We start from the raw sequence: 14,623 nt of genomic DNA, 5'->3' as shown, positions 1-14,623 counted from the left end.
CCGCAGGGGGAGGCGGAGGCGGTGGCGGCGCTGCCGGGCGCGGCGGTGCTGCGGCCGGCGGAGGAGCTGCAGGCGGCTGGGGCGGTGCAGCCGCCGGCGGCGGAGCCGCGGGGCGTGCGGGTGCTGCAGGCGGCGCCGCGCCTGGCGGTCCCTTCGGCGGCTGCTTCGGTCTTCCGTCAGGGCCCGCGTCCTGCGGCTGGGCCTGAGCGACGACGAACGGCGCAGCGTCTTGCGCATGCGATGCGGTGTTGGCCAATTGCATCGCGGTCAGAGCCGTCGTCGCAAGCAGCACGAAACGAAGGTTGGTCATGTGGTGAATTTCCCCGGAAGGTTCTTTGTCGAAGTGTCGGGATGAACGGCCAAGCGTTAGGCCGCATTGTGGCGGGCGATGCAACTGCGACCCGATTTATTTCTGCACGCAAATCATCTCACTATGGCAACGTTCATTGCGCATTCAGACGCTGGTGGCAATCGCCTCACATTGCTTCGCTGCTTCACGCGTGATCGCGCGGCGGAATCGCATCCGTCGCAGGATTGGGCGTGAGCGGCCCGTTCGGTCCGCGCGATGGGATCTCCTCAGGAATGCGGCCCGGCAATTCGTCGGGCCGCGGCGGCGAGCCGGGCTCGCGCACCGGCGGCGTGATTTCGGGCTGCGGATTGCCGGGCGGGATTCCGGGCGGCGGCTCAGTCGGCGTACCGGGCGTCGACGGCGGAATCTCGGGCGGTTCAATCGGCATCGGCATCATCGGGATCGTTGTCAGAGAACAACAACGAAGGTGCAGCACCGATGTTCCGCGTCACATCGCTTCGGAGACCGGATTATTCCGGCGTGTGGCAGACCGCTTCGATGTTGTGGCCGTCGGGGTCGAGCACGAAGGCGCCGTAATAGTTCGCGTGATAATGCGGGCGGATGCCGGGCGGGCCGTTGTCGCGGCCGCCGGCCGCCATCGCCGCTTTGTAGAACGCATCGACTGTGGTGCGATCCTTGGCGTGGATGGCGACATGCACCGGCTTGTTCATCGCGCCCTCGCCCCCGATCCAGAAATCGGGCTTGCCGTCGGCACCGAAGCCTGCAGCCGCAGCGTGTCCGGTCTGCTCGGCCGTGACCTCCATGATCAGGCTGTAGCCGAGCGGCGCCAGTGCCTTCGCATAGAACGCCTTGGCGCGCTCATAGTCGGAGACGGAGAATCCCAGATGATCGATCATCGCAACCTCCCTTGTTCGTAACCCGTCAGCGAGACAAAAACGTATTGCTTCGTGTCTTGCGTGCGATCGTAAAGCCGCGCCCGACCATGTCGGCAATACAATCCTGCTGCCATTCGTTTTGTGACAGATGCTCGATCACCACCGCGCGCGGCCACAGCATTTGCGGCGCGTCGCGGAAGAAGCCGATCAGCACGCGGTCCTCAAAGCCCTCGACGTCGATCTTCAGCGAATCGACTTGGCCGACGCCGGCCTCCTCCAGAATGCGCACCAGGCGCAGCGACGGCACCTTGATGGCCTCGGCACTGGCCGTGCCGGTGACGACGTGGGTGGCGCCGAGGTTGCCGCCGCCGCTCTCGATCATCAGCTCGCCGTCGCGCTCGCCCGCGGCGGCCTGCACCAGGCGCACCTGCGGCGTCTTCGATGCGGCGTGGTTGAACGAGAGCCGTCCGAAGGTCAGCGGATGCGGCTCGATCGCCACCACTTGTCCGGATGGCCCGACCTGCCGCGCCATCACCAGTGCGAAAGTGCCGACATTGGCGCCGACATCGACGAACGTGCCGCCCGCAGGGGTGTGCTGGCGCAGGAAGTCGAGCTCGTCGAGATTGTAGTCGGGATTGAACAGCGCGCCGCGCTCGGTCGCGCTGCCCTGGTGATGGAAGCGGAACGAGGCGCCCTGATATTGGACGTCGACCGGGCCGCTGCGCAGCAGGTTGACCAGCCGCGACATCCACGGCCGGAACGCGCCGCGCTTCAGTCCCGACCGTTGAGCGAGGCGGATGATCGCAGCCTGCGCCGCATTGGGCGCAAACGCACCGAACGGCGCGGGCGAAGGGGCATTGTCGGACGTCAAGCAGCAGATCCTCGTTGCAGGCGGCGCATGCATAACCGGTTTTGACGAGGACTCCAACTTCAGGTCCGTAGCCCGGATGGAGCGCAGCGAAATCCGGGATTCTTGCTGACGGATAGATCTTCCCGGATTGTGCTGCGCTCCATCCGGGCTACACGCCGCGAACCTCACGCCGCCTTCTTGCGCTGCCGCAAGAACCGCCCGAGCAGCCTGCGCCTGCCCTTGCGCGGAATCAGGTCGATATCGCTGACGAGCTTGGCGCCGCCCTTGCGTCGCTCCAGCACGATCTTGCGGCTGTGGAAAGCCTCCAGCTCGGCGCGATGCGCGACGCTGACGATGGTCGCCTTCGGCAGCGCCTCGGTGATCATCTGCATCATCTTGTCCTGGCTCTTCTCGTCGAGCGCCGAGGTCGCCTCATCGAGCACGACGATGTCGGGGTTGTGCAGGAGCAGCCGCGCAAAGGCGAGGCGCTGCTTCTCGCCGCCCGACAAGGTCTGGTCCCACGGTGCCTCCTCCTCGATCTTCTCCTTGAGATGATCGAGGCCGACCTTGTGCAGGGCTGCGCCGATCTCGTCCAAAGTCCAGTGGTCGGCCGCGCCGGGATAGGCGACCGCCCGCCGCAAGGAGCCGGAGGGCACATAGGGCCGCTGCGGCAGCATGAACAGCCGGCGATCGGCATGGAAATTCACGCTGCCGCCGCCCCACGGCCACAGCCCGGCGATGGCGCGCACCAGCGTGCTCTTGCCGGTGCCGGATTCGCCGGCGACCAGCAGCCGCTCGCCGGGCTCGATCACCACCTCGGTCTCGCCGACCACGGCGGTGCCGTCGTCGAGCGTGACCGAGAGATCCTTCAGCTCCAGCATGGCCTCGTTGCTGGTCTCGCCGCGCTTGATGCGGCCGAGGCCGTCGCCCTGCTCGGCGCGCTCGAGGCCGTCGAGCGACATCATCAGCGAGGCGATGCGCCGCGCACAGGCATTCCAGTCGGCGAGCCGCGGATAATTGTCGACCAGCCAGCCGAACGCGCTCTGCACGATGGTGAAGGCGGACGCGGCCTGCATCACCTGGCCCAGCGTCATGCTGCCGTCGAGGAATTTTGGCGCGCAGAGCAGAAGCGGCACGACCGGCGCAACGAGGCTCGATCCTTGCGACACCAGCGTGGTGCGCATGTGCTGGCCGGCAAGGCGCGCCCATTGCCGCAGCACGCTCGTGAAGTTGCGATCGATGCCGTCGCGCTCCTCCTCCTCGCCGCCGAGCAGGGCGATGCTCTCGCCGTTCTCGCGCACGCGCGTCAGGGTGTAGCGGAACTCGGCTTCGGCCTGGTTCTTGCCCTCGGAGACCTGCACGAAGCGCCGGCCGATCACCACGATCGATCCGGATGCGATCGCGGCGTACAGCATCGCGGCGATCACGAGGAAGCCGGGAATGGTCACCGACGAACCGCCGAGCGTGACGGTAAGTGCCCCGCCGATGGTCCAGAGCACGACGATGAAGGTCGCGGCCGACAGCAGCGCCGACGTCACGCCGGCGAGGAAGTCGACGGGGGAGTCGGTCGCAATCCGCAAATCCTCCGCGATCCGGTATTCGGGATTCTTGTGGTCGCCGCCGACAAGGTTGAGCTGATAGTAGCGCCCGTTCTTGAGCCACCGTGTCAGCACGCTCGCCGTCAGCCAGGCGCGCCAGCGTCGCTGGATGCCCATGCGCGCGAACACCTGCACGACTGCGAGCACGATGCTGCCGATCGCGAGCGGGAAGAACATTGCGGTGAGATGGAAGACGCTCGCCGCATCGCGCTTCTCGATGGCGTCGAAGATCGCGCGATTCCAGACATTGATGCCGTATTGGAAGCCGACGGTCAGCACGATCAGCAGGCCGAGACCAACCGAGAACGGCCAGGCGAGGCGGTCGCCGTTGCGGCCCCAGAAGCCGCGGGCGCTGATCCAGAACCGTGTCAGCAGATAATCCTTGCGGACCTGCTCGGCTGCCTCGGGTGACAATTCGGGGTCGGGTTCGACCAGTTCGGGCGGCGGCGGTGTCACTTCGTCGCCGTTCTCGCCCTGGATGTCGATGATGGGCGGCTTCTTGCCCTTTTCACGCGTCGCGGCCGGCTTGTACATGAGCGGACAACGCCAAGGGAACTCGGCCGGTTCCCACGAGAGTTCCGCGTGCCCCTATTCGGCGGCGCCGTTCCTGACGCGCCGGATCCGCGCCGCCCGATGCAGAACGCGCGACAATTCCTCGATCGTATAAGGCTTTTGCACGAGGTCGCAGCCGCCGGTACCCTCCTGCGACAGGGCCTGGCTGTAGCCGGTGGTCAGCACGACCGGCACGCCGAGGCCGCGCTCGCGGATCGCCTGCGCCAGATCGAGCCCGGTCATCCCGGGCATCACCACGTCCGAGAACACGACATCGAAGCGGTCGGTGTCCACGACGAGCTCGGCGAGCGCGTCGGCCGCGTTGTCGACCAACGTGATGCTGTAGCCGAGCTCGGTGAGCCCGTCGGCGGCGAAATTGGCCAGCTCGATATTGTCCTCGACCACCAGCACCGACATGCCGCTGCCGGCCACCGCCGGCGCCGTGTTGGGCGCTTGGCGTTGCGGCAGCAGGCCCGGCGGCACGCGCGGCAGATAGAGCGAGAAGGTGCTGCCGTGCCCCACCTCGCTCGTCACGGTCACCTCGCCGCCGGACTGCCGGGCGAATCCGAACACCTGGGACAGGCCGAGGCCGGTGCCGCGGCCGACCTGCTTGGTGGTGAAGAACGGCTCGAAGATGCGGCCGAGCCGCGCGGCGGGAATGCCGACGCCGGTGTCGCTGACGGTGACGCGGACGAAGCCGTGGTCTGGGCTGGCCGAAAGCTGCACCAGCGCGTCCGGAACGGTCGTCGTGGCCTCGACCTTGAAAACGATTCGCCCCTGGCCTTGCATGGCATCGCGCGCATTGGTCGCCATGTTGATCAGCGCCGTCTCGAACTGACTGGCATCGGCATTGACGAGGCACGGCTCCGCCGGCAGCTGCATGACGATCTCGATCGCGGGGCCCAGTAGCGTGGCGAGCATGTCGTGCAGCGACTGCAGCCGTGCGCCGACGTCGAACACCTCCGGCTTGAGGGTCTGGCGCCGCGCAAAGGCGAGCAATTGCGAAGTCAGCTTGGCCGCACGCGCCACCGAATCGGCAATGGCCGTGATGTAGCGTTGTCGCCGCTCCTCCGTCAGCTGCGGACGGTTCAAGAGATCGACCGAAGCACGGATCACCGTCAGGAGGTTGTTGAAGTCGTGCGCGACGCCGCCGGTGAGCTGGCCGAGCGCTTCCAGCCGCTGGCTGTGCTTGAGCGCCTCCTCGGCCTCGCGCCGCTTTGCAGCTTCGGCCTGAAGGTGCTGGGTACGCCGCAGAGCGAGCACCAGCAGCAGGAACAGCAGCGCGGTGGCGGGAATGCCGAACACCAGATGCTGGCCGATGGTGGCGAGCCAGCGTGCGCGGATCGCAGACGTTTCCAACCCGGCGCTGACATAGATCGGATATTCGGCGACGCGCCGGTAGGCGATGCGCCGCTCGATCCCGTCCGAGGGCCAGGCGACCGTGATGAGGCCGTGCACGGGCTGGGTCGCGATCTTCTGGCCCACCGGTCCGGTCGGATCGAGCCGAAGCTCGTGGTCGAGCCGGGGAAAATGCGCGAGCATTGCGCCGTCGGTGCGCCCCATCGCGAAGAAGTTGCCGGGATCGGTGCCGATCCTGGCATAGAAGCTTTCGAAATATTCCGGCAACACGGAGGCCTGGATCACGCCGATGAAGCGACCGTCGTCGGACTCGCGGCGGCGGCTGACGCCGAAGAATCGGGCGCCCTGATAGGGCGGTCGTGGCGTCAGCGCCGTGCCGATGAACGTGCCGATGCTCTGGTCCACATGGGAATAGAAGTAATCGCGGTCGGCAAAGCTCAGGTCCGGCGGCGGCGAGACGAGGCTGTTGACCAGCGCCTTTCCGTTCGCGTCGAAGATCCAGGCCGATTTGAGCTGCGGCAGCGAATCGGTCAGCCGCTTCAGCCGGCGATGCAGCGTCGGCTCGCGCTCGCGGATGATGCCGTCGGGCAGACCGCGCACGACCTCGTTGAGCTCGGCGAGGCTGCGGTCGATGGTCTCGAAGACCTTGAGCGCGTGCTCATGGGCGACATCGACCGTGCGCTCGATCTCGCGGTCGGCGGTATCGTTGGTCGATGTGTAGGAGATCGCGGCGGCGACGACGAACAGCCCAATCGGCAGCGCCAGGGATGCCGCCATCATCCACTGCAACAGCCTCAGCGAGTTGCGTTGCGCCCTCTGCACAGTCGCTCCGTCCCTGACGGGAGCTTAACTGAATCCCGCGCAAGGAAGGAAGCAGCTTGTGCTGGAACCGCTGGTTGCGAGCCGGAAATTTGCGCGTCGAGCGGGTCAGAGAAAAATTCTGCTCGAATTAACGGCAAATGCAGAACACCCCGGCCGGTTTAGCCGGGGCGGAAGGGGGACTTCGCCTCAGATCTGGCGTTCGACCATCTTGAGCTTGAGCTCGGCGATGGCTTCGGCCGGGTTGAGGCCCTTCGGGCAGGCCTTGGCGCAGTTCATGATGGTGTGGCAGCGATAGAGCCGGAACGGGTCCTCGAGATTGTCGAGCCGCTCGCCGGTGGCCTCGTCGCGCGAATCCGAGACCCAGCGGTTGGCCTGGAGCAGCGCGGCGGGGCCGAGATAGCGCTCGCTGTTCCACCAATAGCTCGGGCAGGAGGTCGAGCAGCAGGCGCAGAGGATGCACTCGTAGAGGCCGTCGAGCTTCTCGCGGTCCTCGTGGCTCTGGCGCCATTCCTTCTGCGGCGTCGGCGAGGTCGTCTTCAGCCAGGGCTCGACCGAGGCGTATTGCGCGTAGAAATTGGTGAGGTCGGGGACGAGGTCCTTGACCACCGGCTGATGCGGCAGCGGGTTGATCTTCACCGCGCCGTCCTTCACGTCGTGCATGGACTTGGTGCAGGCCAGCGTGTTCTGGCCGTCGATGTTCATCGCGCAGGAGCCGCAGACGCCTTCACGGCAGGAGCGGCGGAAGGTCAGCGACGGGTCGATGTGGTTCTTGATCCAGATCAGGCCGTCCAGCACCATCGGGCCGCAATCATTGGTGTCGATGTAATAGGTATCGACGCTTGGATTCTTGCCGTCGTCCGGATTCCAGCGATAGACCTTGAACTCGCGGAGCTCGGTCGCGCCCGGGGGCTTCGGCCAGGTCTTGCCGCCAGTGATCTTGGAGTTCTTCGGAAGTGCGAATTCAACCATTCGATTAAGGCCTTCGCTGTTCGATCAATACACGCGCGACGTTTAGTAAACGCGAGCTTTGGGCGGGATGTACTGCACGTCGTTGGTCATGGTGTAGTTGTGAACCGGGCGATACTCGATCCTGACCTTGCCGGCATCGTCCAGCCAGGCCAGCGTGTGCTTCATCCAGTTCTTGTCGTCGCGCTCGGAGAAGTCCTCGCGGGCATGGGCGCCGCGGCTCTCGGTGCGGTTGGCGGCCGAGTTCATCGTCACCACCGCCTGCGAGATCAGATTGTCGAACTCCAGCGTCTCGACGAGGTCCGAATTCCAGACCAGCGAGCGGTCGGAGACGGCGATGTCGGTGATGCCGCTGTGGACCTTCGCGATCAGGTTCTGGCCTTCGCTCAGCACTTCGCCGGTGCGGAACACGGCGCAATTGTTCTGCATCACGTGCTGCATGCCTTCGCGCAGCTTCGCGGTCGGCGTGCCGCCTGAGGCGTAGCGGTAATGGTCGAGGCGACCGAGCGCCATCTCGGCCGAGTTCGTCGGCAGCTCGGGCTGCTTGGCGTTGGGTGTGAGCTTTTCGGCCAGGCGCAACGCGGCGGCGCGGCCGAACACGACGAGGTCGATCAGCGAGTTGGAGCCGAGGCGGTTGGCGCCGTGCACGGAGACGCAGGCCGCTTCGCCGATCGCCATCAGGCCGGGGATCACCGCGTTGTCGTCGCCGTCCTTCTTGGTCAGCACCTCGCCGTGATAGTTCGTGGGGATGCCGCCCATGTTGTAATGCACGGTCGGCACGATCGGGATCGGCTCGCGCGTCACGTCGACATTGGCGAAGATCTTGGCCGATTCCGAGATGCCCGGCAGGCGTTCGGCGAGCACAGCGGGATCGAGATGGTCGAGATGCAGGAAGATGTGGTCCTTCTTCTTGCCGACGCCGCGTCCCTCGCGGATCTCGATGGTCATCGCGCGCGAGACCACGTCGCGCGAAGCGAGGTCCTTTGCCGACGGCGCATAGCGCTCCATGAACCGCTCGCCTTCGGCGTTGACGAGATAGCCGCCTTCGCCGCGCGCACCCTCGGTGACGAGACAGCCCGAGCCGTAGATGCCGGTCGGATGGAACTGCACGAACTCCATGTCCTGCATCGGCAGGCCGGCGCGCAGCACCATGCCGCCGCCATCGCCGGTGCAGGTGTGCGCCGAGGTGCAGGAGGCATAGGCGCGGCCATAGCCGCCGGTCGCCAGGATCGTGGTCTGGGCGCGGAAACGGTGCAGCGTGCCGTCGTCGAGCTTGAGCGCGATGACGCCGCGGCAGGTGCCCTGGTCGTCCATGATCAGGTCGATGGCGAAGAACTCGATGAAGAACTCGGCCGCGTGGCGCAGCGACTGGCCGTACATCGTGTGCAGCATGGCGTGGCCGGTGCGGTCGGCGGCGGCGCAGGTGCGCTGCGCCTGTGCCTTGCCGAACTCGGTGGTCATGCCGCCGAACGGACGCTGGTAGATCTTGCCGTCCTCGGTGCGCGAGAACGGCACGCCCCAATGCTCGAGCTCGTAGACCGCGTCGGGCGCGTTGCGCACCATGTATTCGATCGCGTCCTGGTCCCCGAGCCAGTCCGACCCCTTCACGGTGTCGTACATGTGCCAGCGCCAGTCGTCCTTGTGCATGTTGCCGAGCGAAGCGGAGATGCCGCCCTGCGCCGCGACCGTGTGCGAACGGGTCGGAAACACCTTGGTGATGCAGGCGGTGCGGAGGCCGGCTTCGCTGCAGCCGACGACGGCGCGCAGGCCGGCACCGCCGGCGCCGACCACGACGACGTCGTAGGTATGGTCTTCGATCGGATAGGCTTTTCCGTTGGTGGCGGGAGCGCCGTTGCCCTTGCCATTGGTCTCAGCGGCCATGGGTTACACTCCGGAAGAAAGCTTCAGGATCGCGTAGGTCGAGGCGAGCGCCACGGCGACCGAGAAGAAATTGTTGAGCATGATCGCGGTGAGCTTGAGCTTCTCGTTATGGACGTAGTCCTCGATCACCACCTGCATGCCGATCTTCATGTGCCAGGCGCTGGCGAAGATGAAGAGGAGCAGGATCACCGCAACGGGAATGGAGCTCAGGGTCTGCGCCGCGTAGACCTGGTTGCGGCCGAGCAGCATCATGATGATGACCAGCGCCGGGATCATCAGCAGCGTCATGGCGACGCCGGTGATGCGCTGGCGCCAGAAATCGGACGTGCCGGAATGCGCGGCGCCGAGATTGCGGACGCGCCCGAGCGGGGTGCGCATCGAGGGACGCTTCGGAGAGCCGTGGGACTCGTCAAAGCTCATCGGCCGCCTCCGTTCGCATAAGCGATGATCCAGATCAGCACCGTCAGTGCGATGCCCCCGACCAGGGCGCCCCAGGTCAGCGCTTCGCGCTCGTTGGCCTTGAAGCCGTAGCCGAGATCCCAGACGAAATGCCGGATGCCGCTGAGCATGTGGTGCATCAGGGCCCAGGTGTAGCCGAACACGATGAGCCGGCCGAGGATGCTGCTGGAGAAGGCCTGGACATGGGCATAGGCGGCCGGGCCGGAGGCCGCGGCAACCAGCCACCAGACCAGCAGCAGGGTTCCGACGTAAAGGGCGATACCGGTGGCGCGGTGCACGATGGACAGAGCCATCGTCAGCGTCCAGCGATAGGTTTGGATGTGCGGCGAAAGCGGTCGTTCGATCCGTGCGGTCATGGGCGGCTTTTGATGTTTGTTGCGGCCCAGCATGGGGCGCGCGGGGATCGCGAAAGGTGGGCTCTATTTACGGAGTCGATCTGGCCTGCGCAATCACCAAATCGCCATAAACCGAATTGTGGTTCAGCTCTATGGCCTTGATGAACCAAGGCCAATCAGGGCCTTGGTATACCAGCCCATCGGTCCGCCAACGAACATAGGAATCCAAATTCATCTCTTTGGCGCGAGCGTACGGCGCATTGAAATCGCTATTGGAACGCCTCTAAGCCGCCTTGGGCCCGTGCGGCCGCAACGTGCGAGGGGACGATGCCGAGGGTAAACCGTCCCGGCTGCGACCCACCGCGACTCCCGGCACGCGCACCGGTTCCCGCGCTCCGGGCGGATATGCGCACCCTGCATTCCACCCCAGCCTGACCGTGCGACGTGTCAGGTGCTATCTGTTGGTCTCGGCCGCCGGCTTGCTTCGTCGCAAGAGCTCCTCGCAATGACGCCGACAGAGCGGAGCTCTCTCACTTCTTCGCGTAAATATCCTTGTACGTTTCGCGCAGCACGTTCTTCTGCACCTTGCCCATCGTATTGCGCGGTAGCTCGTCGACCACGAAGACCCGCTTCGGCATCTTGAATTTCGCGAGGCGCCCGTCGAGGCCCTTCAGCACGGCCGCTTCATCGATGCTCGCGCCGGGCTGGCGCACCAGCACCGCGGTGACGCCCTCGCCGAAATCGGCGTGCGGCACGCCGATCACGGCCGACTCCACCACGCCAGGCATGGCATCGATCTCGCTCTCGATCTCCTTCGGGTAGACGTTGAAGCCGCCGGAGATCACGAGATCCTTGCCGCGTCCGAGGATGTGCACGTAACCTTTGGCGTCGATCTTGCCGAGATCGCCGGTGATGAAGAAGCCGTCGGGCCGGAATTCGGCCTTGGTCTTCTCCGGCATGCGCCAATAGCCCTTGAAGACGTTCGGCCCCTTCACCTCGATCATGCCGATTTCGTCGCGCGGCAGCTCTTTCGCTGTCTCGGGATCGGTCACGCGCACGGAGACGCCCGGCAGCGGAAAGCCGACCGCTCCGGGCACGCGCTCGCCGTCATACGGGTTCGACGTGTTCATGTTGGTCTCGGTCATGCCGTAGCGCTCGAGCACGGCATGGCCCGTGCGCGCCGACCATTCGCGATGGGTGTCGGCGAGCAGCGGCGCCGAACCCGAGATGAACAGCCGCATGTGCTTCGTCGTCTCGTGCGACAGCGCAGGGTTCTGCAGCAGGCGGGTGTAGAAGGTCGGCACGCCCATCAACACCGTGGCGCGCGCCATCAGCTTGATGATCAGGTCCGGATCGAGCTTCGGCAGGAAGATCATCGACGCCCGGGCGAACAGCGTCACGTTGGTCGCCACGAACAGGCCGTGGGTGTGGTAGATCGGCAGCGCGTGGATCAGGACGTCCTTGTCGGTGAAGCGCCAATAGTCGACGAGCGAGAGCGAGTTAGACGCGAGATTGTCATGCGTCAGCATCGCGCCCTTGGAGCGGCCGGTGGTACCCGAGGTGTAGAGGATCGCGGCGAGATCGTCGCTTTCACGCGGCACCGTCGTGAATTCGCGGCTCGCTTTGTCGGCGGCCTCCGTCAGCGAGCCCTTGCCGTCAGCCCCGAGCGTCTCGACCTTCGCCCTCACCTTGCCTGCGATCGGCGCGAGCCCCTCCGCCTTGGCAGGATCGCAGACCACCAGCGACGGCTCGGCATCGCCGATGAAGTAGTCGAGCTCGTTCAGCGTATAGGCCGTGTTCAGCGGCAGATAGACCGCGCCGGCGCGCACCGTGCCGAGATACAGCACGATATTGGCGACCGACTTCTCCACCTGTACCGCGACGCGGTCGCCCGGCTTCACGCCGCGCGCGACCAGCACGTTCGCCATCTGGCCCGCGCGCGCGATCAGATCGCCATAGCTGATATGGGCGCCGTCATGCGTCTCGATCGCGAGCCGCTTCGGATCGGCGAGGCCCTCGAACAGGCGGGAAAACAAATTGGCGTTGGCAGCTTGGTTCATGCAACATTCCTCGCCGGCACAGGCCGGTCAAAACCGCGGGCTGGATTAGCAAAAACCGCCCCGATCAAGCAACGGAGACAGTTTGCATGTCAAAAAGCGGGAAACGCGTGGCCTGGGTCACGGGTGGCGGCAGCGGGATCGGGGAGGCCGGCGCCGAGGCGTTAGCTGCCGACGGCTGGACGGTGGTGGTGTCCGGACGGCGGCAATCAGCCCTGGACGCCGTGGTGGCGAAGATCAGCAGTGCAGGTGGCGCGGCCGAGGCCATTGCGCTCGACGTCGCCAACGCGGCCGCAGCCCAGAAGGCGGCCGACCAGATCGTCGCGAAGCACGGCCGCATCGACCTGCTCGTCAACAACGCCGGCATCAATGTCCCCAAGCGCAGCTGGAAGGACATGGAGCTGGAGGGCTGGGACAGACTGGTCCAGGTCAATCTCAACGGCGTGCTCTATTGCATGCGCGCCGTGCTGCCGACGATGCGCAAGCAGCAGGACGGTTCCATCATCAACGTCTCGTCCTGGGCCGGCCGTCACGTCTCGAAGATGCCGGGCCCGGCCTACACCACCACCAAGCACGCGGTGCTGGCGCTGACCCATTCCTTCAACATGGACGAATGCGTCAACGGCCTGCGCGCCTGCTGCCTGATGCCGGGCGAGGTGGCGACGCCGATCCTGAAGCTGCGACCGGTGGTGCCGAGCGAAGCCGAGCAGGCGAAGATGCTGCAGCCCGAAGATCTCGGCCGTACCATCGCCTTCATCGCGAGCATGCCGGCGCGGGTCTGCATCAACGAAGTGCTGATCAGCCCGACGCATAATCGCGGGTTCATTCAGACGCCGAACAACAGGGATTGAGGCGAGGACACTGCCTCAACGGGTACGCCGTCGCAGGATGGGCAAAGGCGCGAAGCGCCGTGCCCACCATCTCTCTCCGCATTTGCGTTTGGTGGGCACGCTTCGCTTTGCCCACCCTACTGCTTCGCTACGCTTGTCCGGGTGCTCTCGTTCGCACACGAACATCCCCGCCGATAGTTTCACCCATCACAAAGAATTTTTCCCCGAAACCGCACCTGAAACCCTCCCGTAGTTCGGTCCAACGACGGCACTGCTGCATCACCCTTAACTGTCGCAGGCGCCGTTGTTGCTCAACTCAACGCCGGCCAACGCCGGTCTCAATTCAATCGGGAGACTCTCTCATGTCGAAGCGCATTGCCTATCTCGCTGCCGCCGCCTTCAGCGCCCTGGCCCTCACCGCGACCGTCGTCGCGCCCGCCAGTGCCGAGGAAAAGACCGTCATGGTCGGCGGCGCCGCGATGTACCCGTCCAAGAACATCGTCCAGAACGCGGTCAACTCCAAGGATCACACCACGCTGGTGGCGGCGGTGAAGGCGGCCGGCCTGGTGCCGACGCTCGAAGGCAAGGGCCCGTTCACGGTGTTCGCGCCGACCAACGCCGCCTTCGGCAAGCTGCCGGCCGGCACCGTCGACAACCTGGTCAAGCCCGAGAACAAGGCAACGCTGACCAAGATCCTCACCTACCATGTCGTGCCCGGTAAGCTCGCGGCTTCCGACCTCACCGACGGCAAGAAGCTGAAGACCGCCGAAGGCGAGGAGCTGACGGTGAAGAAAATGGACGGCAAGGTCTGGATCGTCGACGCCAAGGGCGGCACCTCGATGGTGACGATCACCAACGTCAACCAGTCGAACGGCGTGATCCATGTGGTTGATACCGTGCTGATGCCGGCGACGTAACACCGCGCGATCCTGTTTCATCCCCGAACAGGACGTCCTCAGACCGCGAGCCGGGGATACCCGGCTCGCTCTTTTGTGACCACAATAGCCTCACGACATCGATTCGATGGCGAACGGGATGTAACGAAAGCCGAAACACCGGCGTATAATCGCTGTCACACGCCCTCAGGATGGAACCCGCCATGGCGAGCCTCACAGTCACCGACGAGCAGGTCACGGCCACCAAGTCCAAAGTGATCCAGCCGGCCTGGGTGCGGGTCATGCATTGGATCAACGCGCTCGCCATGATCCTGATGATCCTGTCGGGCTGGCAGATCTACAACGCCTCGCCGCTGTTCGACTTCCGCTTTCCGCGCGAGTACACGCTGGGCGGCTGGCTCGGCGGCGGCCTGCTCTGGCATTTTGCGGCGATGTGGCTGCTGATGATCAACGGCTTCGCCTATCTCGTCACGGGCATCGCCACCGGCCGCTTCCGCAAGAAGCTGCTGCCGATCACGGCATCGGGCGTGCTCCACGACGTCAGGGCGGCGCTGACCTTTAAGCTCGGCCATGACGATCTCACCGTCTACAATTACGTGCAGCGGCTGCTCTATGCCGGCATCATCGTGGTCGGCGTGCTGATCGTGCTGTCGGGCCTTGCGATTTGGAAGCCCGTTCAGCTTTATTATCTCGTGATGCTGTTCGGCGATTATCCGGCCGCGCGCTATGTCCACTTCTTCTGCATGGCCGCGATCTGCGCGTTTCTGGTCGTCCACGTCTTGCTTGCGCTGCTCGTGCCGAAGAGTCTGCGCGCGATGATCATCGGTCGCTGA

Annotated in this window: 14 protein-coding genes; 4 read left to right on the top strand and 10 right to left on the bottom strand. The window is 65.2% G+C overall.

Features of this window, described 5'->3' with window-relative positions; all coding sequences use genetic code 11:
- The coding region (locus I6F12_RS31890; RefSeq protein ID WP_225158030.1) for a hypothetical protein at nucleotides 1-206 on the top strand (206 nt) is incomplete at its 5' end.
- Between the two features lie 288 nt (nucleotides 207-494).
- Here I6F12_RS31890 and I6F12_RS31885 read toward each other — a convergent pair.
- The 10 genes from I6F12_RS31885 to I6F12_RS31840 form a co-directional block, all read right to left on the bottom strand.
- On the bottom strand, nucleotides 495-737 hold the full coding sequence (locus tag I6F12_RS31885) for a hypothetical protein (RefSeq protein WP_225158029.1): 243 nt from the start codon (nucleotides 735-737) through the stop codon (nucleotides 495-497).
- Nucleotides 738-819: 82 nt separating this feature from the next.
- The gene (locus I6F12_RS31880; protein WP_225114866.1) at nucleotides 820-1,206 is read right to left on the bottom strand and encodes a VOC family protein; all 387 of its coding nucleotides are present in this window, start codon (nucleotides 1,204-1,206) and stop codon (nucleotides 820-822) included.
- A 25-nt stretch (nucleotides 1,207-1,231) separates the two neighbouring features.
- The gene (locus tag I6F12_RS31875; protein WP_225114865.1) at nucleotides 1,232-2,056 is read right to left on the bottom strand and encodes an FkbM family methyltransferase; all 825 of its coding nucleotides are present in this window, start codon (nucleotides 2,054-2,056) and stop codon (nucleotides 1,232-1,234) included.
- A gap of 164 nt (nucleotides 2,057-2,220) precedes the next feature.
- Nucleotides 2,221-4,167 (bottom strand): ABC transporter ATP-binding protein/permease, encoded by a 1,947-nt coding sequence (locus tag I6F12_RS31870; protein WP_225144791.1) that lies wholly within the window; start codon nucleotides 4,165-4,167, stop codon nucleotides 2,221-2,223.
- A 54-nt stretch (nucleotides 4,168-4,221) separates the two neighbouring features.
- Nucleotides 4,222-6,366 (bottom strand): hybrid sensor histidine kinase/response regulator, encoded by a 2,145-nt coding sequence (locus I6F12_RS31865; protein ID WP_225158028.1) that lies wholly within the window; start codon nucleotides 6,364-6,366, stop codon nucleotides 4,222-4,224.
- A gap of 186 nt (nucleotides 6,367-6,552) precedes the next feature.
- Complete coding sequence (locus tag I6F12_RS31860; RefSeq protein WP_036002750.1) at nucleotides 6,553-7,335, bottom strand: succinate dehydrogenase iron-sulfur subunit; 783 nt, start codon at nucleotides 7,333-7,335, stop codon at nucleotides 6,553-6,555.
- Between the two features lie 42 nt (nucleotides 7,336-7,377).
- Nucleotides 7,378-9,213 carry a succinate dehydrogenase flavoprotein subunit gene (gene sdhA, locus I6F12_RS31855; RefSeq protein ID WP_036002747.1) on the bottom strand — a complete coding sequence of 612 codons (1,836 nt, stop codon included), beginning with the start codon at nucleotides 9,211-9,213 and terminating at the stop codon, nucleotides 7,378-7,380.
- A 3-nt stretch (nucleotides 9,214-9,216) separates the two neighbouring features.
- A complete protein-coding gene (gene sdhD / locus I6F12_RS31850) occupies nucleotides 9,217-9,633 on the bottom strand; it encodes a succinate dehydrogenase, hydrophobic membrane anchor protein (protein ID WP_036002745.1) in 417 nt (138 codons plus the stop codon).
- The gene (gene sdhC / locus I6F12_RS31845) at nucleotides 9,630-10,028 is read right to left on the bottom strand and encodes a succinate dehydrogenase, cytochrome b556 subunit (RefSeq protein WP_036002772.1); all 399 of its coding nucleotides are present in this window, start codon (nucleotides 10,026-10,028) and stop codon (nucleotides 9,630-9,632) included. Before sdhC ends, sdhD begins: the two co-directional genes overlap by 4 nt.
- A gap of 509 nt (nucleotides 10,029-10,537) precedes the next feature.
- Nucleotides 10,538-12,067: a malonyl-CoA synthase gene (locus tag I6F12_RS31840; protein WP_109142022.1), complete on the bottom strand. Its 1,530-nt coding sequence runs from the start codon at nucleotides 12,065-12,067 to the stop codon at nucleotides 10,538-10,540.
- Nucleotides 12,068-12,153: 86 nt separating this feature from the next.
- On the opposite strand from I6F12_RS31840, the gene I6F12_RS31835 reads away from it, so the two are divergent.
- From I6F12_RS31835 to I6F12_RS31825, 3 genes are all read left to right on the top strand, one after another.
- The gene (locus I6F12_RS31835) at nucleotides 12,154-12,915 is read left to right on the top strand and encodes an SDR family NAD(P)-dependent oxidoreductase (protein WP_225152248.1); all 762 of its coding nucleotides are present in this window, start codon (nucleotides 12,154-12,156) and stop codon (nucleotides 12,913-12,915) included.
- 341 nt (nucleotides 12,916-13,256) lie between these two features.
- Nucleotides 13,257-13,811: a fasciclin domain-containing protein gene (locus tag I6F12_RS31830; RefSeq protein WP_036024154.1), complete on the top strand. Its 555-nt coding sequence runs from the start codon at nucleotides 13,257-13,259 to the stop codon at nucleotides 13,809-13,811.
- A gap of 182 nt (nucleotides 13,812-13,993) precedes the next feature.
- Nucleotides 13,994-14,623, top strand: coding sequence for a cytochrome b/b6 domain-containing protein (locus I6F12_RS31825; RefSeq protein ID WP_225152250.1), 630 nt, complete (start codon nucleotides 13,994-13,996; stop codon nucleotides 14,621-14,623).

It is taken from the genome of Bradyrhizobium sp. IC4059, assembly GCF_020193615.1.
Classification (GTDB): domain Bacteria; phylum Pseudomonadota; class Alphaproteobacteria; order Rhizobiales; family Xanthobacteraceae; genus Bradyrhizobium; species Bradyrhizobium yuanmingense.
This window is presented reverse-complemented; position numbering and strand designations above follow the sequence as displayed.

What these genes read in the sequence shown, in the direction of transcription:
- I6F12_RS31885 (WP_225158029.1), bottom strand. Translation starts at nt 737, where the DNA reads ATGCCGATTGAACCGCCCGAGATTCCGCCGTCGACGCCCGGTACGCCG.
- I6F12_RS31880 (WP_225114866.1), bottom strand. Translation starts at nt 1,206, where the DNA reads ATGATCGATCATCTGGGATTCTCCGTCTCCGACTATGAGCGCGCCAAG.
- I6F12_RS31870 (WP_225144791.1), bottom strand. Translation starts at nt 4,167, where the DNA reads ATGTACAAGCCGGCCGCGACGCGTGAAAAGGGCAAGAAGCCGCCCATC.
- I6F12_RS31860 (WP_036002750.1), bottom strand. Translation starts at nt 7,335, where the DNA reads ATGGTTGAATTCGCACTTCCGAAGAACTCCAAGATCACTGGCGGCAAG.
- sdhA (WP_036002747.1), bottom strand. Translation starts at nt 9,213, where the DNA reads ATGGCCGCTGAGACCAATGGCAAGGGCAACGGCGCTCCCGCCACCAAC.
- sdhD (WP_036002745.1), bottom strand. Translation starts at nt 9,633, where the DNA reads ATGAGCTTTGACGAGTCCCACGGCTCTCCGAAGCGTCCCTCGATGCGC.
- sdhC (WP_036002772.1), bottom strand. Translation starts at nt 10,028, where the DNA reads ATGACCGCACGGATCGAACGACCGCTTTCGCCGCACATCCAAACCTAT.
- I6F12_RS31840 (WP_109142022.1), bottom strand. Translation starts at nt 12,067, where the DNA reads ATGAACCAAGCTGCCAACGCCAATTTGTTTTCCCGCCTGTTCGAGGGC.
- I6F12_RS31835 (WP_225152248.1), top strand. Translation starts at nt 12,154, where the DNA reads ATGTCAAAAAGCGGGAAACGCGTGGCCTGGGTCACGGGTGGCGGCAGC.
- I6F12_RS31830 (WP_036024154.1), top strand. Translation starts at nt 13,257, where the DNA reads ATGTCGAAGCGCATTGCCTATCTCGCTGCCGCCGCCTTCAGCGCCCTG.
- I6F12_RS31825 (WP_225152250.1), top strand. Translation starts at nt 13,994, where the DNA reads ATGGCGAGCCTCACAGTCACCGACGAGCAGGTCACGGCCACCAAGTCC.